The sequence below is a fragment of the Streptococcus sp. VT 162 genome (genome assembly GCA_000688775.2).
Lineage (GTDB): Bacteria > Bacillota > Bacilli > Lactobacillales > Streptococcaceae > Streptococcus.
Genome location: CP007628.2, coordinates 1,676,575 through 1,702,118 on the forward strand (window position 1 = coordinate 1,676,575; position 25,544 = coordinate 1,702,118).

The 25,544-nt window shown below is 38.3% G+C and carries 24 protein-coding genes; all 24 read right to left on the reverse strand.

The genetic code is table 11. The annotated features are described in order from the left end of the window. Positions 1 to 414 (reverse strand): 30S ribosomal protein S12, encoded by a 414-nt coding sequence (locus V470_08285; GenBank protein AHZ48409.1) that lies wholly within the window; start codon positions 412 to 414, stop codon positions 1 to 3. A gap of 521 nt (positions 415 to 935) precedes the next feature. After that, positions 936 to 2,273, reverse strand: coding sequence for a transposase (locus tag V470_08290; GenBank protein ID AHZ48410.1), 1,338 nt, complete (start codon positions 2,271 to 2,273; stop codon positions 936 to 938). Between the two features lie 110 nt (positions 2,274 to 2,383). Then, on the reverse strand, positions 2,384 to 2,713 hold the full coding sequence (locus V470_08295) for a membrane protein (protein AHZ48411.1): 330 nt from the start codon (positions 2,711 to 2,713) through the stop codon (positions 2,384 to 2,386). 17 nt (positions 2,714 to 2,730) lie between these two features. After that, on the reverse strand, positions 2,731 to 3,111 hold the full coding sequence (locus V470_08300; GenBank protein ID AHZ48412.1) for a replication initiator protein A: 381 nt from the start codon (positions 3,109 to 3,111) through the stop codon (positions 2,731 to 2,733). Next, positions 3,111 to 3,305: a hypothetical protein gene (locus tag V470_08305; protein AHZ48413.1), complete on the reverse strand. Its 195-nt coding sequence runs from the start codon at positions 3,303 to 3,305 to the stop codon at positions 3,111 to 3,113. The genes V470_08300 and V470_08305 overlap by 1 nt, the downstream gene beginning before the upstream one ends. A 26-nt stretch (positions 3,306 to 3,331) precedes the next feature. Then, entirely contained in the window at positions 3,332 to 3,604 is a 273-nt protein-coding gene (locus V470_08310) for a hypothetical protein (protein ID AHZ48414.1), read from the reverse strand. Further along, complete coding sequence (locus tag V470_08315; protein ID AHZ48415.1) at positions 3,601 to 4,419, reverse strand: cobalamin biosynthesis protein CobQ; 819 nt, start codon at positions 4,417 to 4,419, stop codon at positions 3,601 to 3,603. The genes V470_08310 and V470_08315 overlap by 4 nt, the downstream gene beginning before the upstream one ends. 123 nt (positions 4,420 to 4,542) lie before the next feature. Then, entirely contained in the window at positions 4,543 to 5,133 is a 591-nt protein-coding gene (locus tag V470_08320; GenBank protein AHZ48416.1) for a signal peptide protein, read from the reverse strand. A 14-nt stretch (positions 5,134 to 5,147) separates the two neighbouring features. Then, on the reverse strand, positions 5,148 to 6,488 hold the full coding sequence (locus V470_08325) for an amidase (protein ID AHZ48417.1): 1,341 nt from the start codon (positions 6,486 to 6,488) through the stop codon (positions 5,148 to 5,150). Positions 6,489 to 6,503: 15 nt separating this feature from the next. Continuing rightward, positions 6,504 to 6,755, reverse strand: a complete 252-nt coding sequence (locus V470_08330) for a hypothetical protein (GenBank protein ID AHZ48418.1) — start codon at positions 6,753 to 6,755, stop codon at positions 6,504 to 6,506. Between the two features lie 19 nt (positions 6,756 to 6,774). Then, on the reverse strand, positions 6,775 to 8,721 hold the full coding sequence (locus tag V470_08335; protein AHZ48419.1) for a virulence factor: 1,947 nt from the start codon (positions 8,719 to 8,721) through the stop codon (positions 6,775 to 6,777). Between the two features lie 10 nt (positions 8,722 to 8,731). After that, positions 8,732 to 9,379 (reverse strand): hypothetical protein, encoded by a 648-nt coding sequence (locus tag V470_08340; protein AHZ48420.1) that lies wholly within the window; start codon positions 9,377 to 9,379, stop codon positions 8,732 to 8,734. Beyond that, a complete protein-coding gene (locus tag V470_08345) occupies positions 9,379 to 9,687 on the reverse strand; it encodes a hypothetical protein (protein ID AHZ48421.1) in 309 nt (102 codons plus the stop codon). The genes V470_08340 and V470_08345 overlap by 1 nt, the downstream gene beginning before the upstream one ends. A gap of 147 nt (positions 9,688 to 9,834) precedes the next feature. Continuing rightward, positions 9,835 to 10,119 carry a hypothetical protein gene (locus tag V470_08350; protein AHZ48422.2) on the reverse strand — a complete coding sequence of 95 codons (285 nt, stop codon included), beginning with the start codon at positions 10,117 to 10,119 and terminating at the stop codon, positions 9,835 to 9,837. A gap of 5 nt (positions 10,120 to 10,124) precedes the next feature. Continuing rightward, positions 10,125 to 12,278, reverse strand: coding sequence for a membrane protein (locus tag V470_08355; protein AHZ48423.1), 2,154 nt, complete (start codon positions 12,276 to 12,278; stop codon positions 10,125 to 10,127). A 123-nt stretch (positions 12,279 to 12,401) separates the two neighbouring features. Next, on the reverse strand, positions 12,402 to 12,899 hold the full coding sequence (locus V470_08360; GenBank protein ID AHZ48424.1) for a lipoprotein: 498 nt from the start codon (positions 12,897 to 12,899) through the stop codon (positions 12,402 to 12,404). Positions 12,900 to 12,984: 85 nt separating this feature from the next. Beyond that, positions 12,985 to 16,113 carry a conjugal transfer protein TraG gene (locus V470_08365; GenBank protein AHZ48425.1) on the reverse strand — a complete coding sequence of 1,043 codons (3,129 nt, stop codon included), beginning with the start codon at positions 16,111 to 16,113 and terminating at the stop codon, positions 12,985 to 12,987. 4 nt (positions 16,114 to 16,117) lie between these two features. Continuing rightward, positions 16,118 to 16,363, reverse strand: a complete 246-nt coding sequence (locus V470_08370; GenBank protein AHZ48426.1) for a hypothetical protein — start codon at positions 16,361 to 16,363, stop codon at positions 16,118 to 16,120. A 171-nt stretch (positions 16,364 to 16,534) separates the two neighbouring features. Next, on the reverse strand, positions 16,535 to 16,972 hold the full coding sequence (locus V470_08375; protein ID AHZ48427.1) for a single-stranded DNA-binding protein: 438 nt from the start codon (positions 16,970 to 16,972) through the stop codon (positions 16,535 to 16,537). A 76-nt stretch (positions 16,973 to 17,048) separates the two neighbouring features. Continuing rightward, the gene (locus V470_08380) at positions 17,049 to 21,326 is read right to left on the reverse strand and encodes a glucan-binding protein C (GenBank protein ID AHZ48428.1); all 4,278 of its coding nucleotides are present in this window, start codon (positions 21,324 to 21,326) and stop codon (positions 17,049 to 17,051) included. Positions 21,327 to 21,347: 21 nt separating this feature from the next. Next, positions 21,348 to 22,160, reverse strand: a complete 813-nt coding sequence (locus tag V470_08385) for a cell wall anchor protein (GenBank protein ID AHZ48429.1) — start codon at positions 22,158 to 22,160, stop codon at positions 21,348 to 21,350. 16 nt (positions 22,161 to 22,176) lie between these two features. After that, the gene (locus V470_08390) at positions 22,177 to 23,250 is read right to left on the reverse strand and encodes a hypothetical protein (protein AHZ48430.1); all 1,074 of its coding nucleotides are present in this window, start codon (positions 23,248 to 23,250) and stop codon (positions 22,177 to 22,179) included. Between the two features lie 13 nt (positions 23,251 to 23,263). Further along, entirely contained in the window at positions 23,264 to 23,602 is a 339-nt protein-coding gene (locus V470_08395; protein AHZ48431.1) for a conjugal transfer protein TrbC, read from the reverse strand. Between the two features lie 91 nt (positions 23,603 to 23,693). Further along, positions 23,694 to 25,544, reverse strand: coding sequence for an ATPase AAA (locus tag V470_08400; GenBank protein ID AHZ48432.1), 1,851 nt, complete (start codon positions 25,542 to 25,544; stop codon positions 23,694 to 23,696).

A 25,544-nucleotide genomic window follows, 5' to 3' on the forward strand; every position in this document is an offset into this window, starting at 1 on the left:
TTATGCTTTTGGACGTTTAGTACCGTATTTAGAACGGCCTTGTTTACGATCGTTAACACCTGCAGTATCAAGTGCACCACGGACGATATGGTAACGTACCCCTGGAAGGTCTTTTACACGTCCACCACGAAGAAGCACCACGCTGTGCTCTTGCAAGTTGTGTCCGATACCTGGGATGTAGGCAGTAACTTCGATAAGGTTGCTCAAACGTACACGAGCGAATTTACGAAGGGCAGAGTTAGGTTTTTTAGGTGTCATTGTTCCCACACGAGTTGCAACACCACGTTTTTGTGGTGAAGAAACGTTTGTTTGAACTTTTTTATGACTGTTGTAACCAACGTTCAAAGCTGGTGATTTAGATTTTTCTACTTTTGATTTACGCGGTTTGCGAACCAATTGGTTAATTGTAGGCATCTACATTCTCCTGTGTTTTTTTATTTTTGGTGATGATACACTTGGTGACAGCTACCATCTGTGTGTACTTTTGCAACATTTGTCAGCACGTCCCTGTACACTTTTGAGAGACCAAAAGTAAAAAGTACCGTCTATTATTGTAACACAATTTTTCCTTCATTGTCAAGATATTTTTCATTTTTGTATGCGGTAGAATTTTTTAGAACGCCTAAGTTCATACATTTTTTAGGAGAACATCACCGAGTTTTAAAAAAAGACTGAACAAATTTCTTGCTCAGTCTTGACATTGATACACTTATCAGGTATCATTAATTAAAGACTGAGTAAGAAGGACGAGTTCTTACTCGGTAAGGCGAGAAGTGTTAGCGCACTTTTCGTCTTTTTTTATTCGATTAATTTAAGTAGATTATAACACATTTTTACACACCGTGCAAGCATTTTATGTTTGATTGTAGCACAAAAAGACCTTTTTTTTCAAAGGTTGTTGTTGTATAACTTTTTATATACTTTATTATGTACTTCTATTGTTTTCGGAAGTAAGATAATCTTTTACTATCAGGGTAACATTGATATCTAGATGTATTTTCTTTACCCGTTTTACTCATTCTTTTTTTAATGGTATAAGCAGAAACTTCCTCTAAAGAAATAAATTTTTCATAATCTTCTCTCCAGTTGCCAAAAAATAGTTCCCTCAAAGAATCTTCATAATTCAAAACAATTATCCTACTCATCGTTTCAGCTCCAGCAAGTGTCCAGTACATTCCTCTTTTTTTCATTCTATAGGTGACCTTACGATGCTGACTCTCCATTATCCCGATTCCTGCATGACTGAATCCCCTTTGTTCAGCTGGTTTAGTGAATTGGAAATTTCTCAATATTTTACTCTTGAACTTCTCAAATGACTCTTGTTCTTCTTCTGTCTCGATATAACTTTCAGTTGTATCTAGGACAGTTCTCATTAACTGCTTGTCATGTTGCTTAATCGCCTGGAAAGCTCTCTCTAATAGATCTTCAGAGTAAAATTTTAAATAATTCTTCAACTCCTTATTTACATGGTACGCATCCCAGAAATGTTCGTGGCGCTTAATTCGTAAAACCTTCGCAATATCTTTGAAAACATAGGGTGTATATCCATGACCTCCATCAGAGTTCGTAATCAATAAAGTCTGATCCGTAACTTCGTAATTATTGAATAGATAATCGATTACCTGCTCCCTCACTAAGCGATTGTCAAGACCAATAAATTCCTTTTTGTCCAGGAGCTCAAATCGATTGCTGCCAACTTTTTGGCTTCCTGTATGGACTACAAAATGGGATAAATCGTAATGCTTATTATCCTTCTGTGTGTCACGTGCTTTGACCATTACACCATCACCCTCAATATAAATAACCTGGGCTTTTCTTTTGCTAACCTCTTTATTCTCTTCATAATATCGATAGCCTTCCCTTTCCTCTAATAACTTCTCACAAATTTTTACAGCTTTTACTACAATTGGCTTTGTTATCGAAATGTGATAAGTCAATTGGATCACCTGAGTTACTTTATCATATGGCATTAAAGTAGATAATTTAGCCACCTGATACATAAATTCCCATGAGAAGCGGACGTTCTTCTGAAGCCCTAACTTCTCATCTACTGGAATGACCCAGTGATCTCCCTTTTTCCAACGTCTTCTTCTGAAAGTAAACTCTCCAAATGTAAAAGCGACGGTTCGCTCCATTGAATGAATACAGGTATAGCCCTTTGCTTTCATAACTGGAATCATCTCCTCATCATACCTAGAAACAAAGTTATAAAATTCTTTTGCATTTTGAAACAGCAATTGATTTTTTAGTTCTCTCTCATCAAAGAAAGCCATTCAGAATCCTCCCTTATTAAAATTACGCTTATTTTAATAAATTTTGACCTGAATGTTCAAATAATCCTTTGTTCTGACAAAAAAAAGAGCCTATCTTTTCAGATAAACTCTTACTTGTCATACCAGGGTTTCTCTTTTTTACTAAAATAGGATTTGCTCATGTCGATAGTGAATATAGCCATTGGAATCAAAATGATACTCCATAGAATTGTCACAATTCCATCTGCAATAAAGGAAAAACCACCTGTAAAGTGAAGTCCCAAATACAGTAATAATACAACTGGAAGGAAAGCTGGAGCGAATTTTAAAACGGCCAATCCTAAAACGACTATAAACACCATACTAAGACCAAATGTCTTATAGAACATATAGATAGCTATAGCTCCGATAAAAATAAAGAACAGCTGAACAAGTCTTTTAATATCAATGAAAATCATCATAGATTCCTCCTACTTTATCAGTAATATTTTAAAATCTCATCTGTTAAGTAAATTCTATTGGGTAGATTGGACCCTTGGCGGACTTCTTCAATTAAACCATGATTCTTTAGCTTCTTTTTCAAAGAAATCACTTTACTTTTACCTGATTGAAGAGCCTCCATTAGCTCCTCTATAGGGTAACACACAAAAGTATTCCCATTTTCATCATATCCTTTTAATTCAAAGTCAACTGCAGCTCTTAAACGATTTAATAAAAGCATGTAGAGAAAAATTCCACTACTCTTCAAATCATTGAACTGTGGGTTGTCTATTATTGGACGAGGAATAAAGAATTGTCCTGAATCTGTTGCTACTGAAGAAAATTCTGGAATATCTGATAAATTTGATAAGTATTTCATTATTCCTTCTCCATTTCAAGTGATTTTTCATCTGAACTGGAGATATTAGACTGTGCCTCGTGCAACTTTCTAAGAAGTTCCTCGTCCTTTATTTTTTTGTTTTTCTTCATATCATGCAAATAATCTCTCCCTGATTGTGGATCTTCATCGTCATTATCATTTTTTTTCTTTATTTCTTTACTAAAATCTATCATAAAAAATCATCCTTTCCGATATCTCATTACTTAATTTTTTTCTGCATCTTTTCCCATTCTCTTATAATCATCTTCTCGATATAAGATGAAGCTGATTTCTCACCATGATACTCTACTAAAGCATCTAACATATCATATCGAACATTATGATGTAAAGAGAATGGATATCTTTGCTTTTTATTATAGCTCTCAGGAGACTTTCTAGCCTCCTGATTTTGTTTCCTAGACGAAGGAGTCTTTTCTCTCTTTGGTGTACTTTGGAATGTTTGTTTTACTTGTGCGAATCGATTCTCTGTCATGCTACCTCTCCTTCTAACACACTCAAAATATTTTCATATACGTAGTTTATATTATCATAAAACTTTTGATGTGTCTCTTTTTGGTTAGCTGTCATCTCTTCATGTTGCTCAAATACACTCTGACTGATCACAAGACTTTTAGCCATGAGCTCTTTCTCCTGGATAGATCCCAGGTAAGCCTGATCTTCTTCAACAACTTCTAAAAATTGTTTACATGTGTCTGTTACATTGTTTCCAACGTACTTAATCTTATTTCCAATAAGATAAGGTTCTGCTTTAACATAGCTTTTCTTAGTAATAACTTCGATAGCTTCGCTCTTAATGAAGTCTACAAAATTTTTCAAAGATAACCAGGCACGAAAACCATTAAGAGAGGCATCAGAAACAGCCAAGACAATATCTGATACAGCTATAAAATTTGCTGTAACTAAACTCTCATCATTGTGCGTATCAATTAGAATGACATCAAATTGTGCTTCTAACTCTTCGTAATGTTCGCTAAACCACATAAACAACTGGAGATATTTGTTGTTTCGACTAGCAAGATCTAACTGCTCATCTGTCAAACGCTCATCACCACAAATCAAACTGAGATTTTCTGATATTGGAACAATTTCGTACTCTCCAGTCGTAAATATATCATAGACAGTTTTCTCACATTTTACATCAAATGTTCTTGTCAAATTGCATTCCCAAGCTCCATCAATGAGTAGTGTTCTAAGTCCCTTAACACGTGCCAACCAATCCCCTTCATTAAAGGTATCTGTAGTCTTACCACCGCCACCTTTTCCTAAGTTTGTTGTCTGAATCTTCATGATTCCCTCCTTTGACAATTGTGTATTTTGTTATATAACTTTTTATATACTTAATTATACCTAAAATAACTTTACTTGTCAATATAAAAGCACAAAAAGTTATATAACTTTTTGTGCAACTTGTTATCCATATGTACCACCTATATTTCCACCAACATAGGCTTTTAGCTGGATTTGTTGAACCGTAGTATTGAAATTTCCAACGAAATAGCTGTTCTCTTCTCCATTTTTAGTTAGAACAACCAAAAATTGAATCACATCATCTGATTCAGTTGGCATCACTTCCAATTGTTCAGGTTGAAAATCATACTGATTCGTCAGAAGAGCCATCGCAAAGGTTTGAACCATCGCATTCTGTGTCATAGATAAATGATTCTCAATTGTTCCCTTGACATTTGGCAGAAAATTCGTCTTTTTTATATCTGCTACTGCTTCTTCAAAGGCTTTTAACACTTCTTTTTTGTCTTCTGAACTTGCCTCTGCATAGGGACGTTCTAGTTTTAGCTTAGCTGTCCTATAATTCTTCTCATCTGCTGTTTCCTCTTTGGAAGACGGTTCGTTTTGAGCGGTTCCTGAAGAACTCACCTGGGCCGTTTCCTCTATTTTGGTTTGTTGAGATGGCCTGAAACTCGATACAATCCCTATTCCTGCCAAAACCAATAGAATACCTACTACAATCGATACAACCATATTCTCCTTTATCCAATCAATCATCTTATATCCTCCTTTTAATTTGAACTTAATTTAGCTTCTCTGTCATCTGGATAAGCAAAAGAGATTACCTGTTCTTGTTGTTGTGATTTAGTCCAAATACGATAATTCCATGTATATGGAGTTTTGTACTGATCCCAACCACTCAGAGGTGTATTTTGTTCTACAAATAAGATAGAGCCATTTTCGAAAACATGACATACAATTCCAGTATGGCCATATCCTCCGCCTCCTACCTGTGTAGAAAAAATAGCGCCTCTTTTGGGTGTAGTTTTAACTGAATTTCCAAATATTGATGCCCAAGCTGCTGCCTGATCTTTCCCATTACCTTGAACTGAACCAGAATGACCCCATAAGTGATTTCCAATACTAATTGTAAGATTCACACATTGTCCAGCATACTCGTCACTTCCAGGATTATACCATCCTGTAGACTTGGCATAATCCATGCCTAAACTCTTAGGATCAATAATGAATGGTTTCAAACTATCTGGTAAGTCTTCTGGTTTGTAGCCCCACGCAGTCGCATCTGAAGGGACAGTTCCCGTTCCATCTGTACTGCTACCTGACTCTCCACATCCACTTCTTTCAGCTGAAGAAGATACCGCACTATCTGGAGAACTGGTATCTTGTGTACTGGTTCCTTCATAAGGTTTCTCACCATGAGCAGCAATAGCTTCCTTATCAAGCCACTGATACTTCGTACCTAGTTTTTGGTACATATCAGTTAGTTTGCTCTTATAAGTGCCATCTGTGGCCCATCCACCATCTGCTATAGCAGATAGGCTAGCAATACCATTTGTATTGTTTATAGCCCCTTTATAAAGTGTCTGGTGAGCCATAAACTCAGCTTTCCCTACAATCCCTGCATCATAGCTAGAGAACCAGGTATAAGCTCCTCCTGTGCCGTCTCCTACATTTGCTCCAGGCTTTGTCCCACTTAAATCAACACTATCTTCACCATACGTCGCCAGAGTAACTGGAAAATTACTTTTGCTAGAGGTTTTAACACCTCCCATATTATGAGCTTTCCAGAAGGAAGTACCATTAGGATTCGTAAAATTGAAGCCATTCTCTATCATTGTTTGAGTGATAGAAGCTGAAGGTAGGAAACCTCCTGCCTTCCAAGACAGGATATAGGCTTCCTTATGCTTTTTTACAAAGTCATCGATGGAACCATCAGCTGAAGAAACTGTGGAGTCGCCAGTTGAAGATGTTGTTTCTACAGCACCACAATCATTTCTTCCATTATTGGTTACAGCTCCCATTATCCCAACTAACATGGTTATCCCAACATTGATAATTAATAGGAGAGCCACAAAAGGAATGAGGATCTTCAGTTTAAATTTTTTTTTCATGGATACCTCGCTTATTTACCACAATCCTAATATTGTTCGCAAAATTCCATAAAAAACTAAAAATACAATAAATCCTATTCCAATCTTCTTGAGACCGTTCAAAAACTCCTTATCTCGTTCTTTTTGTGCTTCCAGGCGTTTTGGATCAGATTCTCCCTCTGAAGCGAAATAATCTCTTTCTTGTTGCATGCGATATTTACGAATCAATACGTATTGATCAAATCTCTGCTTAGTCCTGGCAATCATTCCTAGTTTATTTTTGGCCATTCTGGTTTACCTTCCTTTCTTACTCAATACCGCCATAGCGCTCAACTTCAGGGGCTAACAGCTGTTGGTTAAAGACCAGATTTCCTACCCCCGCAATGTTCATGAATAACTGTCCTTTCGCCAGACGAGGCAAAGTCTCTAGTTCAGACTGATTCATTGATCCAGATAAGGCGTTAGCTAGTAGAGGAACACTGGTTTCATCCGTCTGAGCGAAAACTCTATATTGCATCAGTCCAAAAATCCTCTGGACTGCCGTCACGTATGGATCCTTATGAGTACCGACCCCTGTCTCAAACAGAATCCCTCGCAGTGAATTAACAGACAATACAACACCAGCAAAGTTTTCGCCCATTGTATCAATCATATCGGCTAGAAGGTTGACACTACTTTCATGCTTAGGGTCAATGAGTGTCTGTGCCCCACTAATATTGACAATATAGTGCTGCATATCCATCTCCGTTAAGTCAGGACGTCTCTTCAGTAATTGCTTACAGCGTTTTCCGTTATTGACAATATCAGCTGAGACAAGTGAAAGAACAGAGAATATCTGAACATTTAACAAATGAGGGGCGTTCTTCAACCCTGAGAAGTCAAATGTTACAACTTGCTCTGAAGAAATATCTTGAAATTCGGTTGTTCCCTCGAAAATTTCTGCGTTTGTTGTCAATAGTTCGTTAAACGTATTGTAAATACGCTTAACAGCCTTGTGTTCGGCTTTATCCGCACTAGTTTGTTCCAGTCGACGTTTGTAGGCATCAACAAACAAAATAAAATCAGACAGAATGGGATACTCTTCCTTTACAATATCCGTCGCTTTCAGTTTTTCTGGATTCAACGAAGGATTTCGAGCCCACAACTCTTCCTCAATATAGAAATCATTCAGGAGAGTTCCAAATGTGATTAAATCGTCTCCTGTCACTTCATTATTCAGGAGTTTATAGATACTCTTCAGTTTCTCGATATGAAGGTTGTAAGATTTCTTCTTATCAATTTCAGTTCCTGCTTCATTGGTTACTGTTGGAAATACCTGGAAGATATTGATACGGTTAGCCTCTCCTGATAAATCAAGAATCAATCCATGTTGTTTTCGTGTCTGATCAAGAAACTGGCCAGTAGCATCAAAGTTGCGAATATAATGACCCTTCGCATAGAGACCATCTGTGTGTTTCATAAGAAAAGATCGTTGTCCCATCTTTGGATTTCCAGATAGGATCATAAAGGATCGTGTTCTTTTCTCGTCACGTTCTAGAAAATTGAAGTTTACCGCTCCATTTGTTGGAGTCCATCCCAGATAGAAACCTTTCTCATCTTCTAGCTTCGTATGATTAAAGAAATATCCACCAGCTATTGAGTGAGCTGGAGTCGGTATTCCTCTTCGATGATTGGGCAAATCAATCTGATATTCAGCTGGAATAAATGGGGCATGGTATTCAAAATCTAATTCTCCAGATAGAATAGTGGATTTGAATTTCGACGTTTTGTCTTTGACTTCTTCAACCCTCTTAAATAATTCTTCTTTTGTTGATGCAAACACAAAGACACGAATATACATCCCATACATAGCTATATTTCGCTTATCAATTTCACGGCTTAGTTTATTAAGATTATCAATCTCATCTAGTTCTTTCCGATTATTGGTTAGTTTGCTATTGTTTGTAATCCGTGTTGACTTCTCTTCAATAGAGTCCTCAATCTCTTTTTGAAGCTGTCTGTTATCCTCCTTGTACAGTGACAGGAAGGAACGTGTACCAGGAATCAACAACAATTCAGAAAGCCAAAAACGATCCATCCCTTCAGTTGGATACTCATAATAGTGTAAGACCGTATGGTGCCCATCTCCACTTATCCAGGAGCGGTCATCCTTTTGAAAATCAATATTTCCTTGCGGTTGAATCTGGCTAAGAAAAGCAAGGTCATATCCTTCATTTTTTAGTTGTCTTTGTCTACGTTTTGATAAATCAGGCATGCTATCCCTCCTACACTTTCTCATTCATATTGTTGTATTGCTTTATAATTTGAATTTTCTTCCTGTAGCTGATATTTTGTGGAACAAAATCATTATTTCCATAGGTTTTAGCCTTCCGAACCAATTCGTCCAATTCAGTTGTTGTAGGTGCAAATAGCCACAGTATAAACTCTGTATTATAGACTTCTTGTCGGATGCTTTCTTCAACTTTAATTTGGCTTTGAAGCCAAATCTCACGATCCTTGAGTTGTAAAAAACGTCTATCGTTTACTGATAACTTGGACATATCTTGTCGCACTAAATCCAAATGATGGCGCAAGTCAGAAATTTGCGTGTCTGTATTTGTTGGCAAAGTTGTCGTCTCCACTTGGATATTCGGTCCAAATCGAGTCAACCAGGTTTCAAAATTTTCAATGGTTCTCATAACTTCGTTATAAGACATCGAACCTAGATCTTTACCTGGTATCTCCATCAGCTGCAAGTAGCCATAATCAACTAACTGGATATAAGCCTGGCTGTTTGGAATGATTGATTTTACATCCAACAACTCAACGCAAGAATGCAAATCAAAATATTCCTGCGTTTGTTTCTTTGTTTCTTGAATACGTCCCAGCGGACGTTTCTCATTTTTTGGAGGTTGAATTTGTTTAATCGCCATTATGGTTTTCTCCTTCTGATATAATTCAAGCTAATATAACGTTTTCTTCTTCGTCTGAAGAAAAGAAACATGCTGTGCCAATTCTTTTTGCCACCGTTAGCTGGTAACACCAGATACAAACTCAGAACTGGTGTTAAAAAAATGAATGCGAACATCTGTATCCACTGGCTTTTAGGAAAGATTTTTAAGCCAACGCTCAAAGCGATTACTCCAGTAATTCCTACAAAAGCAATATCTAGGATAAGAAGGCCTATAATCTTAATTTTGGCATAGATATCTCTAGGTACACCGTATTTTTCACCGTACATGAATTTCTCCTTTATATTTGTTTTGACACTCACATTATAATGAATAATCGAAAATATCTTTTAAAGGGACAATAGCATTTTTGCCATTATCTTTCAGGAAGTAATTACACAAAAAGTTATATACTTTTTTGCACAATAAAAGAAGCCTCAATCTTGAGACTTCTTAACTAAATCAAAGAATGATTCTTCAGAAAGAAAAGTAATCAATTGGCCTTCTGATAGTCTTCTAAGCGCTGCATCATGCTTCTTAGAACTTTTATCTGGATCAAAAAGATTCAACTGCTTGTGTCCTACAACCAATATATCTGTCCTAGAAGACACATAGTTTTGCACGACAGCCCCTTTACTTTCTAAAAATCGTATGGCTTCTTCTCTAGTTAGAGGACGTAAGCTTCCTGTGATAACAATATTCTTCCCTGTTAAATCCATAATTCATCCTATTCCTCCTCTTCAGGACTTTCAGCACCTGTGATATGACGTCCTCCCTGCATACGCTGTCCTGCTTGTTGCATCTGTTGGTTCATGTAATTCATTTGACTCATGCTCTGTTGAAACTTTTGTTGAGAAGAGTCTGGTTGTTTCGGTGCTTGTGTCGATTCTACAACTGATGGAGATGAACCTTGGGTTGGTGGCTCCATTCCTCCAGTTAGATGAGATGAATCTTGAGTTGGTGATGCTGATCCTCCGGTTGGATGAGATGAATTTTGGATTGGTGGCTCCGTTCCTCCAGTTAGATGAGGTGAATCTTGAATTGGGGACCCTATTTCTTCAGCTGAAGGAGTTGAATCAACAATAGGTGCATCCGTTGTTCCTGGAGCGATTGGTGGCTCAGGAATGTCAACTGGTCCAAATTGATCAATTCCAGGAACCGCATCGTTTTTCAAAGCGTTATAGGTCGCATTTTGAGCAGAGGCGGCTTTATCATCCAAGTTATTTAAAGCATTGCCAACTGCACCTTTCGTATTTTGCATGGCTTCAAATGCTTTCCATTCTGCTAAATCAACCATATTACTTACACCACCTTTGGCCGCATTCATCAAGCCCTGGTCTTTTATAGAGTTCAAAGCACCTTGAATACCACCTCCAGTTCTGGCAAGACTATTCCCCAGAATCTGACTGCCTTTAGACAGGGCATCTGGAGTTTTTTTAGCCATATCCATACCAAATTGACCAAGCGCCATACCGCCATTAAAGACACCTCCTGCTCCAGCCGCAAAGGCATTGCCCATCATCATAGCACCAAGCAATTGTTGAGCTGTTTCGCTATGTCCTGTTGAAACTCCAAGCCAGCGTTCAATCATGGCCACTCCTTGCATTGCCGCAAAGAATACTCCAATATAGACAAAGGCAGCTGCAAGACACTGCTCCCACATGTTCAGCCCATCAAAGAATCCGCCAGAAAGCTTAGATACTGCTGAAACAGAAAGGATTGGTAAATCTCTGAAAATCTCAAGTGTTACACGCATAATAATAACCTCAAAGAAGATTCCTGCTAAGGCACCTCCAATGGTTCTTAACAACTCTTTATATTTCTTTGAATTTGATAGAGAACTATATCCAAGAATTGGAGAAATCATTGCTTCAATCAGAATATCAAAGATTGATTTAACGAGCTTAATGATCATGCTGACCAATAGAACAACAAGGATAATATACTGGAGGAACATCCCTATCCAGTTGACTTTATAGCGCATATAAACGGATTCAAAAGCACTCAATTGATTAATGACTCGGTGTTCTGTAATACTTTCAACTCCAGTATTATTGGAATTTAACTTATGTAGGAACAATCCTTTAATTCCTGCTACTTTGTCGTTTTTCTGTATATCATCTAACATTTTTGGATTTGTCGTACCATAGTTTGCTCCAAAATCAATCTTGGTCGCAAAATCTGCCGTATCACGTTGGTCAGAATTATCCGTGATATTATTGACAGGGGTAGAACCCTCCTGAACAGGCTTGATATAGCCATAATCATCCATTGGAAACAACTCTGTAGAAAAATCTTTGTATATTAAGACTTTTAGGTCTACCACATTATTTTTCATAGGTTGAAGAGCCAAGGAGGAAGTTGGTTGACTACCAGATGGCGCTTCACTGGAGACTGTCTGGATAGACATGGCATCCTGTGCCACTGCTGTTGAGATGGTGGTCAAAGCTAAAGGCAAAACCGAGGTTACTGCAGTTACCAAAAGGAAATTAATAATCACCCCCTTATACTTTACTGGCTTAGTAAAGACTCCTACGACGACCGACACAACCAAAATCAGAGTAAACAAGGACGTTCCTAATATCTGAAACCAGTAGAAAAATTGACCAATGACTGTCTTCTGATCCCCCAAATATCCGAAAAGCCCAAAGAGCTTGAACATATTATTAAAAACATGTTCTAGGCTGGAAGTGATTTGATAAAGAGCCTTGGCAATCCCTCCTGGCAAATAGGCTAGAAATGCCATAAATGCAGGAGTCGGTTCTAAATAGTTTCCCCAGTAGGAATAGAATTCCGCCAGTTTTTTTGCATTCTCGCCTGTGATTTCACCATTGAGATCCTTGACCTCATTCATCAAATCTGAAAAGGTTTGATAGTGCACTAAAGGTACCTTCTTTCTTTTTAAGATACCCCTATCATATTCGATAATAACAAAATCGTTTTTAAAGGGACAATGAAATTCTGACAACAAAAAAGCCTCAAGTAATTGAGACTTTTCTGTAAGTTAATCTGCTGTTCCATTAAAATCATAGAAAGCATTGTCTTCTTTATAGCCACGACGTAGCTCAATGATTCGGATTTTTTTACCACCCTCGGTCAAGACGACTTGATAATAAGCCTCTGCTTCTTCAGGCTTACCTATATCCCTATAATCAACAGCGATTGTAAAAGTGTCTTTTCCTTTCAGTTGACTTTCTAAACTAACAATAGTTCCCCTGAAAGAGGCTGGAATCGACTTTACTTGTTCTTCTGAAAGCACACTGTAGTTAATACTTTCACCGTCGTTATTTGAAATAGTTCGCTTTTCTTTGTCAAATTTTAAGGTAGTTCCTACTCCACCTTTAAAATCAAGACTCTCATAACCATCTTCTTGTGAAAAGCCTGTATAGCTATCTTTTAGCACATTTTTAGCAATAGAATCAGGTGATTTTTGACCACAAGCTCCAAGTATAATCAAGGCTAAACCTACTAAAACAATTCTTAAAAAGTACTTTGCTTTCATCATTAATCTCCTAACCATTGTTTATTTTATTATAGCAAACAGCTTTTTTTCTTGCAAGTGTTTATATAACTTATTGTATATCTTTTTAGATAACTTCATCCGCAAAGAAGTCGTCTCCATCATCATAATAATCATAGTCGCCTTGAATGACATTAGCTACAGTTGCCTGAAATAGTTCATCTGTGGAAGTAAATGATTGGGATTGTACCTTTTGTCCTTTACTATGACGACCTGATAGTTTAGGAGTTTCTCCATTGTTGCTGAGGAGAGGCATGGTCAAACGTTGCCTCCAGTCTATGATGTTGTTGAAGGCTGTACCTGCATCAACTGCGATCTCCTGAAGTTCTAGCTCACGGTGCGCACTTTCGACTGGAATATCCGCAAGAGTCATCGATGTATCAAACTCCTCTTGTAAAAACATGTACTTGTAAGGGAAGCTGTTCTTATCATGTGCGAAGATTGGATCCGTTGTGACCTTACGTCCAGCATTATCCCGTCCCTTGACTCCACGTAAGATAACCGCTTCTCCTTCCTGGAGCTTGGCCAATTGTGTTGGTGTCAACAACTCTTGTTTTGGATTCTCGACAGCTACATTTGGATTGGCTTCGTCCAAGATATTGCTGGAGCGCCGTCTTCTGGTGATGGTACGTGTACCCAGGTCAGCACTAAATTTCTTATTGGTATCTGAAGATGTTGTTTTAACATAAACCTTCAATGAACAGTTGTCCATAATGGTTCGAGCAACATTTTGGCCGTATTTATCATCCAATTGCTCCAGATTTTGAATCCATAGGTAATAGAGAATATTTTGTCCCAATCCAATAGATATTTTTGTATCCATGTGAGGAATCGCAGGGATATTTGTAAACTCATCTAAGATATGGAGAATCCGATTAATACATTTACGACCACTTGAGAGAGCAAGCTCATAGTTAGCATTGAATAGCTGATCTAAAAATAACGAAACAATACCATTATACTCTGTTCGGTTTGGCGGTGTTACCAGGTAGATGACTTTCGGTTTATCTGAATAGACCAGTTCAATATCCGACTCCTGAAGAAGATTTTTGGTATCTTCTTTATTCTTAAGGACGGTTATATCGATATGATCTAAAATCGGCTTCTTGCTATACTCATCTAGTTCCAGACTATCTCCGTTTCTTCGATAGACTTTTTCAGCTGAAAATTGAAAGATTTGATCTCGAACAGGGGAATGCCCATTGTTCTTATGATTGAAATCAATCGTTACCGTAAACTGATCTGGAAGTTTAGGCTCAATGGCATAAGTAAGATAGCCTTCCCCGTCAACTAAAGCCGTCGCTTGCTTTATATAATCGACTTTCTTTTCGACTTTACCCCACTTCTTCAATCCTGTAATCGTTACTTTAGCAGTTTTGTGCTTGAACTCATTTTTAAGTTGACTATTGGTGCTTGATCTCAACTTGACAGATAATCGACGTGGGAAGCCAACAGACTCTAAATCAATAGAGTTTTTAGAAGTCAGTTTGGCCACGTTGTCTTGCAAGAACAGGTTGATTCCTGTCATCATGCTAGAGTAGACATTCCCTTTAGTCTCATCACCACCAAAGTCAGAAGCACGAAATTCGATATCAGCCATTTGTCTAAATTTCGAGAATTGTTGTTGATTGACTTGTCTCAAATTATCAAAATAGACTGTGATTTTTGACTTTTTCGACACTTGTTGTTCTCTGCTTGGATTCTCGACGATTTCTCCAGCACTATCTACAAAGACTTCTTCAGACCCCATTGTCGCCAAGAATTTCGCAACGTTAGGGATCGTAATGGTATCCCAGGCATCGTCTTCACCATTTTGAACGGTTTCATTAGCTCGATCCATCAAAGCCATTGTAAGTGCATTAAACAGGGATATAGATGACTTACGGAAGTATTCAGCATTCCCCCTCTCTCCACCTTTTTGTTTCGGATAAATTGATTCTGCGACTGCATTGACATAGGTTTGAGTTTTCTCATAGTAGCCCTTCTTTGCGGCAGCGATGGCTAGAGCTAGCGGATTGAAAGACATAGACCAATCCATATTTTGGAAAGAAAGAACATTGACATCATAGTCACGTTGCCTCATGAGTTTGTAGGAGGCTTGATAATGTTCCCCTTTCGGGTCTGCTAGTACCATCGATGGCTGCAATTCAGCACGACTGTTGATTTCAATTGCTGGAGTAATATGACCTTCACCCTTACCTGAACGAGTCATCCCAATTCCTAACAGATTCGTCGGCTTATCTTCAATGTAATAATATCCAGAAGGAAAAGCTAACATGCCTAAAATCCGCTCCGCATTTGTCACGTATCGGCTCATTTTTCTATTTTGCCATAACATTTGAGTTCTCAGTGTTTGTCCTGCTAAATCATGAGTCAGTTCATGAAGTACAGGAGCTCCACCTTCACCTGGATAAGTTAAATCTTTATTGGGGATCTTTTTGTATTGACGACGAATTTCATTGATCGTCACAAATCGGTCATCTCCTTCTTCATTGTTGTTATAGTCTCGAAACTGCTCGAAGTTCACCCAGGCAGATCTCCAGGCGAAAACTAATCCCAGTAAAAAGATTGGAAATGCTAAAATTGGTGCTATTAAGAAGACTTTAGCGTTCAATAAACTTTGAAATAAGAGGCTGTTTAAGTCAAAGTTTACGGCCTTACTAGCATCTTTAAACGACCAGGCACTAAAATAGAGAAAGCGGATTGTAGCTCTCAAAACAGTAACCAGGTAATTGGTTAAGATAAAAGCAATAAAGCTAAAACCTAATCCCATATAAACGAAGCTGCGATAACTTTTAAAATAAAGAATCGGTTTCATTTCTTTATCAAACCGTTTTCGTTCCCGTTTTACAAAGGGAATCATATAAACAATTCGAAAGAGAATATTCCAAAGAATGAGGGAGACAAGCGCAATGATTTTTGGAATCAATAACTTTACCCATTTGAACAGCCCTCTGGCTGATTGCTTCCATACCTGTTCCCAATCAATCGCTTTGCGACCTTTCCAACCTCTTTTAAAAATCTGCTGAAGAAAACTCTTGCTTTTTAGTAACCGCTGATACTGCCTTAAAAAGTAAGGTTGAAAGAATCTGAAGAGGTAATAACCTGCAACTCCTAGAAAAAGGAGGGTATTGAACCAACTGGCTCGAATCACTTGGATAAGGGTGTAAAATACTACTTCAAATAACTCAAACAAACTACTACCCCCTCACACCTTCCAAGAACCATTCCATTTTTCGAGTATAGAAGCTCGAAAAGAGAAATATGTGAAACTGTAGCCTTGGAGAGGCTTTTTCATAACGGTGAAAGTAACTTTCTAACCATTTCTCTCCATCCAACTGAAGAACATTCAATCGACTGGATCGACTTTGTTCTAAGTAATTGGTCACCTGAAGAGATTCTGCAATCAATTCATCAGACAGATAATTGTATTTTTGTCTTGCCATTGTTGCACTCCTTTCTTATTATTTTTTAATTCCCCTCTATTCTAAGGGATAATATCAAATTCTTTGTTAAAGGGACAAAAGATATTGTTATACCATAAGTTATATAACTTTTTATACAATAAATAAACCACAAAAAAAGCACACAAGTGTCCTTGTATGCTTTCAATCCCTTTAGAATGGGGAATCCACATCTATTGGTTCAGGATAGGATGGAGGATTAGAACTTGGTGTCGGCTGAGAAAAGCCCTGTTGTTCCTGCTTACGTCGGTTAGATGCCTCCTTATTTTCAAGGAAAGTGATTCCTCCTTGTTGGTTTGGTGAAATAAACTGATACGTCCGACGTTGATCTTGTTCATCGTTATATGGTCGTTGGATAATTTCTCCTTTTAAGAGAATTGGAGAGCCCTTAGATAGGCTCTGAGCCATCAATTCCGCTTGTTTTCCATAAACTTGTACATGGAAGAAACTAGGGATTGGTTTATTTGTATCATCAGTCATACTCGAATCACAAACAAATTCAAATTTGAAACTGACGTGACCGTTTGGAGTTCGGCCCACTGCATCATTTGGAATGAATGCAACACGTCCAGAAGCGATAAATACTTGCATTTTTTCTCCTTTCAATAAAGACCACAAGAGAGTCTTTATTCAACTTGTGGTCATCATTTCATTTTAGTTCGTCAAATTAGTTTTCTTTCGACTTACGAAGGCCTGCAAGACTCAATAATCCCAAAACCATTCCCACAACTGGAAGCATGCTTGCTGCTGATCCTGTATTTGGAAGTGATGGTTGGGGATTTGGTTTTCCAGGTTCTTCAGGTTTTGGTGGAGTGTGGGTTGTTACCTTGGCAGTCATTTCTTGTCCATTGACAATATTGACAAAAGTATTCTCGACTTCTCCAGCTGAGATTCGCTCTACTTCGATGTAGAAGTCCGCATCGAAGCTACCTTTGACTCCTAAAGAGTTCAAGAACTCTTTGTCAATAGTGTAAGCCCACTTACCGTCTTGTTCATTCCAAGTTACTTTTACAACCTTCTTGATAAAGTCCGAGTTTGTACTTTGGTTGAACTCAAATTGGAACGCATAAGCAGAGCCTTTAGCAATCTTGTCACCAGCCTTGACTACTTTACCATCCTTCAGGATGACATCATAAGGAAGAACCAAATCTTTTTCAGCAACGTATTCTGTACCACGAATGATACCAGTCCAGTTACCAGTATATCGGTCATGCTTAGTATCAAGCTTGTCCACACCGTCATATTGGTACAACGTATGGTGTCTTTCTGGAATAGTTACACCATCAAGAAGGTACTGAATCAATTCACCTAGCTGGACTTCTTTGCCATCAAGAACTTTCTGACCTGTTTTATCAAGCGCATGTTTTTCTGGGTGTTTTGGTTTAGGTGGCTCTGGTGTACGAGTAATAACCTTGGCAGTCATTTCTTGTTTATTGACAATATTGATGAAAGTATTCTCAATCTTATCACCAGTTTCAATACGCTCCGCCTCGATGTAGAAATCTGCATCAAAGGTTCCTTTTACTCCTAAAGAGTTTAGGAAGTCTTGATTGATAACGTAAGACCATTGCCCACCTTTGGCATCCCACTTAACAGTCACAAGTTTCTTGATGAACTCTGAATTAGTACCTTGGTTGAACTCAAAGGTAAAGGCATAAGAGCTACCTTTGGAAATCTTATCTCCTGCCTTGATCACTTTACCATTCTTCAGGATAACATCGTATGGCAACGTTAGCTCTTTTTCTGCTGTGTATTCTGTACCCTTGATGATACCCTTCCAATTACCAGTATAGCGGTCATGCTTAGTATCAAGCTTATCCAAACCGTCATATTGGTACAATGTATCATGTTTTTCTGGAACAGTTACTCCATCAAGAAGGTACTGAACAAAATCACCTAGCTGAACTTCTTTGCCATCAAGGACTTTCTTGCCGGTTCTATCAAGTACATGTTTTTCTGGCTTAACATTTGGAATTTCAACTGTTACAAGATTTGACTGATAACTATTACCAAAGTCAATTTGTTTAAAGTCATTCTTGACTTTCTCCCCTGCTTTAACCAGGAGTTTAGCTGGGAGATCAATCGTCACGTTTTTATTTTGTTTCACGTAGTTTTGGTAAAAACTCTTAGAATCCTTCGCTACCCAGAGATAGAACTCTCCTCTAGGTTGCAGGTTCAATTCCTTCAGGATTTTATTGATTGCATCGGTACGTCCTTTGTCTGAAAGCACGTGATGCATGTCAAACAAGCTTTTTACGTCTTTACCAGCAGCAGTCATTTTGATATTACCTTGATAAACTGAGAATGCACCATCTTGGACATCATCCAAAATAGCAAACTTCTTACCAAGCGCTTGTGCTGAAGCAAGAGTTTTGGTGTATGGACTATAATCAGTCACCAATCGGAAGGTCACGTTGCGATCAAATGTTGTTGCACCGTTGATATCCTTACCAGAACGATCCAAAACAGCTTTGACTGGTTTTGGTGGTTTTGGTGTTTTGGTGGTAACAGTGTTTGAGTATACCTCGTATTTATTCACTAACACTTTATAAGTGTTGTCATAAAAACCTTTATCATAGATTGGCTTCCAGGTAATCACAGGAGCTGCTAGACGCTTCCCTTCGTAGCTTGCAGTAAAGGTGTAGGTATTCTTTCCTGCATCGTAAGCAACGCCCCATCCTGCTTTCTCTGCAGCTGCCTTTGTAACGGCAACATCAGGAACTGCTCCAGCTTCGAGTGGATCAATGATGGTAATCTTGTCACCTTTTTTAAGGTTCGCATAAATATTGTCATGATGCAATGTATAAAGCTGAGTAGCATTTTTAGCAACTGTTTGACCGTTTGTATTGGTCTTATCTGTATCTGCTACAGATTTAGTTACAACTGGCTTATACTGTAATTTATAGCCGTGGTAGCTTGCAGATAATTTCTGATTTTTGGTTTCAGAAAGAGTTTTAAGCGCCAAGGTTGGCTTAACTGGATTCTTTGCTTTGACCAACTCAGCTGATACAGGTTCAGGCTTAACTGGTTTCACGGTTGTTTTAGTAATGGTTGCAGCAGCTGGAACTTCAACAACTGGCGCTACAACCTTCGTATTCAAAGCGAACCAATAAGTTTGGCCATTTGACTCTGCGTAACCATCCCATTGAGTAAAATCAGTCGAGAACGCTGTCCCTTCTTTAAAGACACCAAGCGCAGCTCCCTTGTATTGGTAAGGCGAGTCAGAAGTATCCCACGTTACGCCAACCTTTTCCGCTGTATTGTAATCATCAGCATAGTTATAACCATCATTTTTGTGGTAGGTTACAGTTGAACCGTTAATCTCAACGTTTTTACCATTGACAGCTCCTGCACCTTCCCATCCAATCTTGTTGTAGTTCAGTGATGAATAAGTAAGGGCTGCTGGAGTCTTTTCTGAAGCATTAAAGGCCACTTCTTTCCCATCCACCTTGTAGTAGTAGGTATCTGTGACTCTGAAACGCATATAGTCATAAGTTGTCCCAATTCCGTCGTTTCGTGCAGCTACAAATCCTTCAGTAGGATCATTCAATACATAAACGTCAATTAGACCCGTTTCCCCTTGGTTGATGATTTCAAACTTACGGTGGATACGAGAAATATCCTGTTTTTTACCATCCGCAGTTGAGACAGTCAAACCTTTCAAACCAGTATAATCGATTTCTGTTTTCCAACCATTTCCAACATCCCGATATTTCAAGACTTTGGTAGAATCAAGAATACGACCATATCCAGAATTTCCACTTGAAGAACCGATATAGCTTGTAGTCAATTCTTTAGCGCCAGAAGCACTAGATTTTACGTTAGCATTTGGATTAGCTGTAGAAAGGCTCAGAGCTTGCAAGACTACTTCTTTTGTGTACCCTTCAGTGTTGGTCTTAGACTGAAGTTCATTGTATTTCTTCTGCCAGTCTGCTTGTGCTTTCTTAGCCTGGTCATAAGCTTGTTGGTTTTGTTTCCCAATTTGCTTCGCTTCATCAGCTGAAGAAACTTCTTGAGTTTTAGAGGTTAAAAGTACACCAGAGTTTTTCAAATCTGTTGATTTACGATCAGCATCTTGATTGACTTGATCACTAGCATTCTTCTTCTCTGTGTAGGCAGCCATGAGGGCTTTGTTAAGCTCCACTTTGCCTTTTGCAGCCGCAATAGCCTGGTCATTTTGTTTCTTCAATGCTTCTACTTCTGCGACTGAAGAGACCGTACGTGTAACGACTTTAACGTCAACCTTTTCTTTCTTCAGCTGTTCAGATGCGCTTTCTACCGCTTTGTTTAGAGCAGTAGCTTGTTCAACAGTAGCATCATAGTTAGATTTTTCACCCAGGTATTTTGTTACGGCTTGTTGGTTATCTGACAAGACCTGTTTAGCTGTTTGAGTAGCTTTCTTGTTTTTGTCTGCTGAACCATCTGTAGCAGTCGAACTGTCATTCGTCACTGTGACAGTTGTTTCCCCTTCATGCTTAGCTTTTTCATCAGCTACAAATTGATTGTTAGCTTGAATAGCTTTTTGCGCTTCCTTGAAGGCTGTATTGTTTTCAACTTGTTTTGTAGTCGCTTCTTCAAGTTCCTTGACTTGCTTGTCCTGATCTTGTTTAATCTCAGACTTAGACTGTTCAAGTTTTGGAGCAGTGGTATCTGTTCCCTTATCAACAATCTGAGTTTCAGAAACGTTCACCCCTGCTTCTTTTGCTTTTTCAGCAGCCTTTGTAACTGCTCCATTATCAATCGCTACAGACTGGCTTCCTGTTGCTTTACCAGCTTGTGTAGCATAAATGTTATTGTCGTTTTTGCTTTCAGGCTGAACTGCTTCATCCGCAAATGCTGAACCTGCAGAGAAGGCTACAATCCCTGCAACTGCAATTCCTGATACTAGGCCTTTAGCCCATTTTTTCTTACGGAAATATCCGTGTCCTTGTGTTTTTTCTGTCATTTTTCTTTCTCCTTCACTTAATTAAAATAGTTTCTTCTTGTAGACGTAGCTGACTGCCGTCAACAACATAGCCCCAATCGTACCTAGAATGCTTTCTGCAGTTCCAGTGTTTGGAAGTGTTTTAAGTTTGCCTTCTTTATCAGTAACAGAGATAGTCTTATCTTCGTTAACAGTACCACCGATCTCTTCAGGAGCTACTACAGATCCATTTGAAAGGACTACGTTTCCGTTTTGCGTGCTAACAATTGAAGCTCCTGTATTCGTTTCAACTGGTTCTTTTGTCACGTCATGCACTACTTGACCTGTTGAAGTTGAAGTAGTTCCAATTTGTGACTTCCCTTGTTGGTTCGCTTGATCAGTAGTTTTTGGCTTTTCAGCTGGGACTCCATCAAGACTACCTGCATTATCCTTGTCCTGTGGCTTATCTGAAGGCGCTGGTTTATCAGTTGGCACTCCGTCAAGACTTCCTGCGTTGTCTTTGTCTTGTGGTTTATCTGATGGTGTTGGTACACCATCGAGGCTACCTGCATTATCCTTATCCTGTGGCTTATCAGAAGTAGCTGGGTTGTCTGTTGGTACCCCGTCAAGACTTCCTGCGTTGTCTTTGTCTTGTACACTTGGCGTTGTTGGGTCAACTGGAGTAACTGAAGGCTCTGTTGGCTGAGTTGCTGGTGCCTCTGTTTCTGTTGAAGCGTTAGGTGTTGTCGGCGTAACAACTTCTGTTGCTGGGGCAGAAGAATCAATCGGTGTAAGCTCGTCAGCTGATACAAATCCAGCTTGTGCAAGTGCGATTGTTGAAAGTGCTAGTGCAGCTAAAACTTGTTTCTTGTTCATTTTAATTTTTCCTTTTCTAATTTTTAAGATAATTTGATTCTTTTGGTTCTGTTTCTACAACAAATCCATATTTTGAAGAATCAGAAGCTTTTACATCAAAGGTTAATCTAACGCTAGATGATTTATCCCCTTTTTTGACGGACAAGATATAGGAAACCGTATATTTTTGAGTTTCTGAATCATAATTCAATTTTTCTAAAATAACTGATTGTAAAATCCCTTCTTTTGGTTTGGTAAATTTTGCATCACCTTCAGAAAGAAAATCTACTAGATTTTCTTTTTTGCCCGAGTAATAAGAAGGTAAGAAATGACGACTAAATACATCAACTTCATTTTTCGTTGAGATAAGATGTTGAGTATTTTTTTGTTCCTGATATAAGAAATTTACTTTTTCAGACTGGCTTGATAGTTGAGCGAAAGCAAAAAATACACCAACGATATTTACTACTGCAAGCACTCCTAAAAAACCTAAGAATAGATAAAATTTCTTCAGAGAAACTGATTGCTTTTGAGATACGGGAGACACAACATCTGTTTGTTCCCTTGCATTTGGAGCAGGTGGTAGGCGATTGGGTTGTGAAACAGCCATCGTCTCACCTTCAGCTGGGAAAATAGGAAGAGAAGAATCAGACAATCCCATACTTTGTTTATATACAGGATAAATCTGGTTCTCAAAATACTCCCTTTTTTCTTGATAGCTGTAATTTGCAAATTCAGAGCGAGTAAGTATCGCTTGAATGAGGGGAAGCAAGAGGTTTTCATAGTCTTCAGTAATCAGAAATGGACTAGCGTAAACCTCTCCTTCTGTTACCACGCTTTTCCCTTCCAGATGGGCGATTGCTACTTTTTTCAGCTGAAACTGACCATACATCTGTTTCAACTCTCTAAATAACAACTCTGCCTGTTGAAATGTTAGGTAGGGGAAATTTTTTGAAATCCGCTGAGAATAACCTGAACTATGATCCAATACATCGATGATAGCAAGTAACTCACTATCATCCTCTGGACCTCTTCCATCTTCCCAGGTAATTTCTAGAAATAGATCATCTGTAATCGTACAGCGACCTTTATTAAAGAGTGAAAAAGCCATAAATCACCACCCCTTAACTTTTCACGAAATCAAAAATCCATTCAATAATACTTGGTCCCGCTGAAACACCAATAATTGCAATTGCAATTGATACCCAATGTTTTTTCATTGAGGCTTTTAACTCCCGTCCACCAAACGCATAAATGAGCGAGGTGACAACGGCAGCTAGACCAAATAGCGCAACACTGACTAGCTGAACTTTTGTAATTCCTTGTTTTGCCAAGTTATCCGACTTAACAAATGGATCGTCCGCATACACTGTAGATCCTGTTAGGAATAGGGAAAGGCTTAATAAAAACATCTGTGATTTTGTTTTTACTTGCTGAATTTGTCTTGTCAAATAATTTTTCATAGAAATCCTCCTTTGTTTTTTTGACAACGTTAGTATAATAGATAATTGAAAAAAATTTTTTAAAGGGACAATCATTTTTTTAAGGTGAGTTTTAAGAAAATAATGCTTCACCAAATGACGTATTTTCAGCTTCGACCTCGAATAATATTTTTCTTTTGTCTTCACGGTGATACTCATCTGGTGCATCACCTTCTACCCAAAGATGGAAATGATACTCTTGGTTGGGATCAGATAAGTTCAGAAACTCTTTAGAAATTAAAGGAAGTACTTTATGCTTAATCACTCTTTCAAGTGGCCGTGCACCGTCCTTTATATTTGTTCCTACATCCAATAAATAAGTAACCAAACTTTCTTCGTAAGAGAGAGTCAACTTTTTATTCTTCATTCTTTCTTGAATTTCTGATAGCTGTTTGACAATAATTTCCTTATTCACTTCCTCGTCTAACATGTTAAAAATCAATTTATATTCAATTCGATTGAGAAATTCTGGTCGGAATTTAGTCTCCAACTCCAACGTCATGCTCTTTTCAAACTGAATTTTATCCCTATCGGTTAGCTTTTTAAAATTCCCTTTCAATTCGTACTGCTTAATAATTTTTTGAGAACCAATATTCGTAGTAATAATGACAATCGTATTCTTAAAGCTCACTTGCCTTCCAGTTGAATCAGTCAAACGTCCTGCATCAAGTACCTGCAAAAATAAATCTACAACTTCCGAGTGTGCTTTCTCCACCTCGTCGATCAGAATAACGCTATAAGGTTTCTGTTTAATCTTCTCAGTCAATTGACCTTTCGTTCTAGTTTGACGATCGCCAATCAGCTTTGTGATATCTCCCTTTTGTTTATACTCAGACATATCAAAGCGAATGATTGCATCCTCATCATCAAACATCCCCTCTGCCAATGCCAGGGCAAGCTCTGTTTTCCCAACTCCTGAAGTTCCTAAAAACATGAAGGAAGACAAGGGCTTTCTTTGATCCTGTAAGCCAGCTTGTGCAACAGTTATAGCGTTCACAACAGCTTCTACAGCCTCATCTTGGCCTTTAACACGTCGTGACAGCTTTTCTTTTAAACCATCTAGCCTTTCCTTGTCACCTTTCAAAATCGTCGTGACAGGAATACCTGTTTTATTTTTCAGCACCTCTGCAATTTCTTGCTTACCTACATGGCCTAACCCATTTGTAGAACAAATTGTCGCTGCTTCATCTATTAAGTCAAAGGCTTTATCAGGTAAAAATTGATCAGGTATGTAGCGAACAGATAGAAGTACAGCTTGTTTTACAGCATCGGAACTAATAGACACCTGGTGAAATTTTTCATAAATAGTTTTAGCTTGTTCAAGAATTTCAATCGCTTGAGTAGTTGTTGGCTCATCAACTATAATTGGCTGCATCCTTCGCTCTAGCGCTCGATCCTGTTCGACATACTCATGAAATTCATCTAAAGTAGTTGCGCCAATCAATTGCATCTCACCACGTGACAAAACTGGCTTTACAATATTTCCAGCATCCAAAGCGCCCTTATCTGAACCACCAGCACCAACAATAGTATGAAATTCATCAATAAAGAGAAGATTCTCTCCTTTGGTTTCTACCATCTCCTCAATAATTTTTTTAAACTTAACAATAAATCCTCCATCCTCATCTGACATTAAGCTAGATAGTTCCAGAGAACGCACGGTCAAATTTTTTAATTTTGGAGATACCTGGTTTCTTAAAATGGCTAAAGCAAATCCTTCAACAATAGCTGTTTTTCCAACTCCAGCTTCTCCTACCAAAATAGGATTATTCTTAGTTCGCCTGAGAAGAGTGGTCTGAACAGCTTCTACTTCTTTATCACGTCCGTACACCTGATAATCTTCCGCTTTTTTTGAAACTTTTTCTGTCAAATTATCTGTATAACGATCTAAATAGGGTGTTTTTTTCTTTTCTTCAGTAGTCAC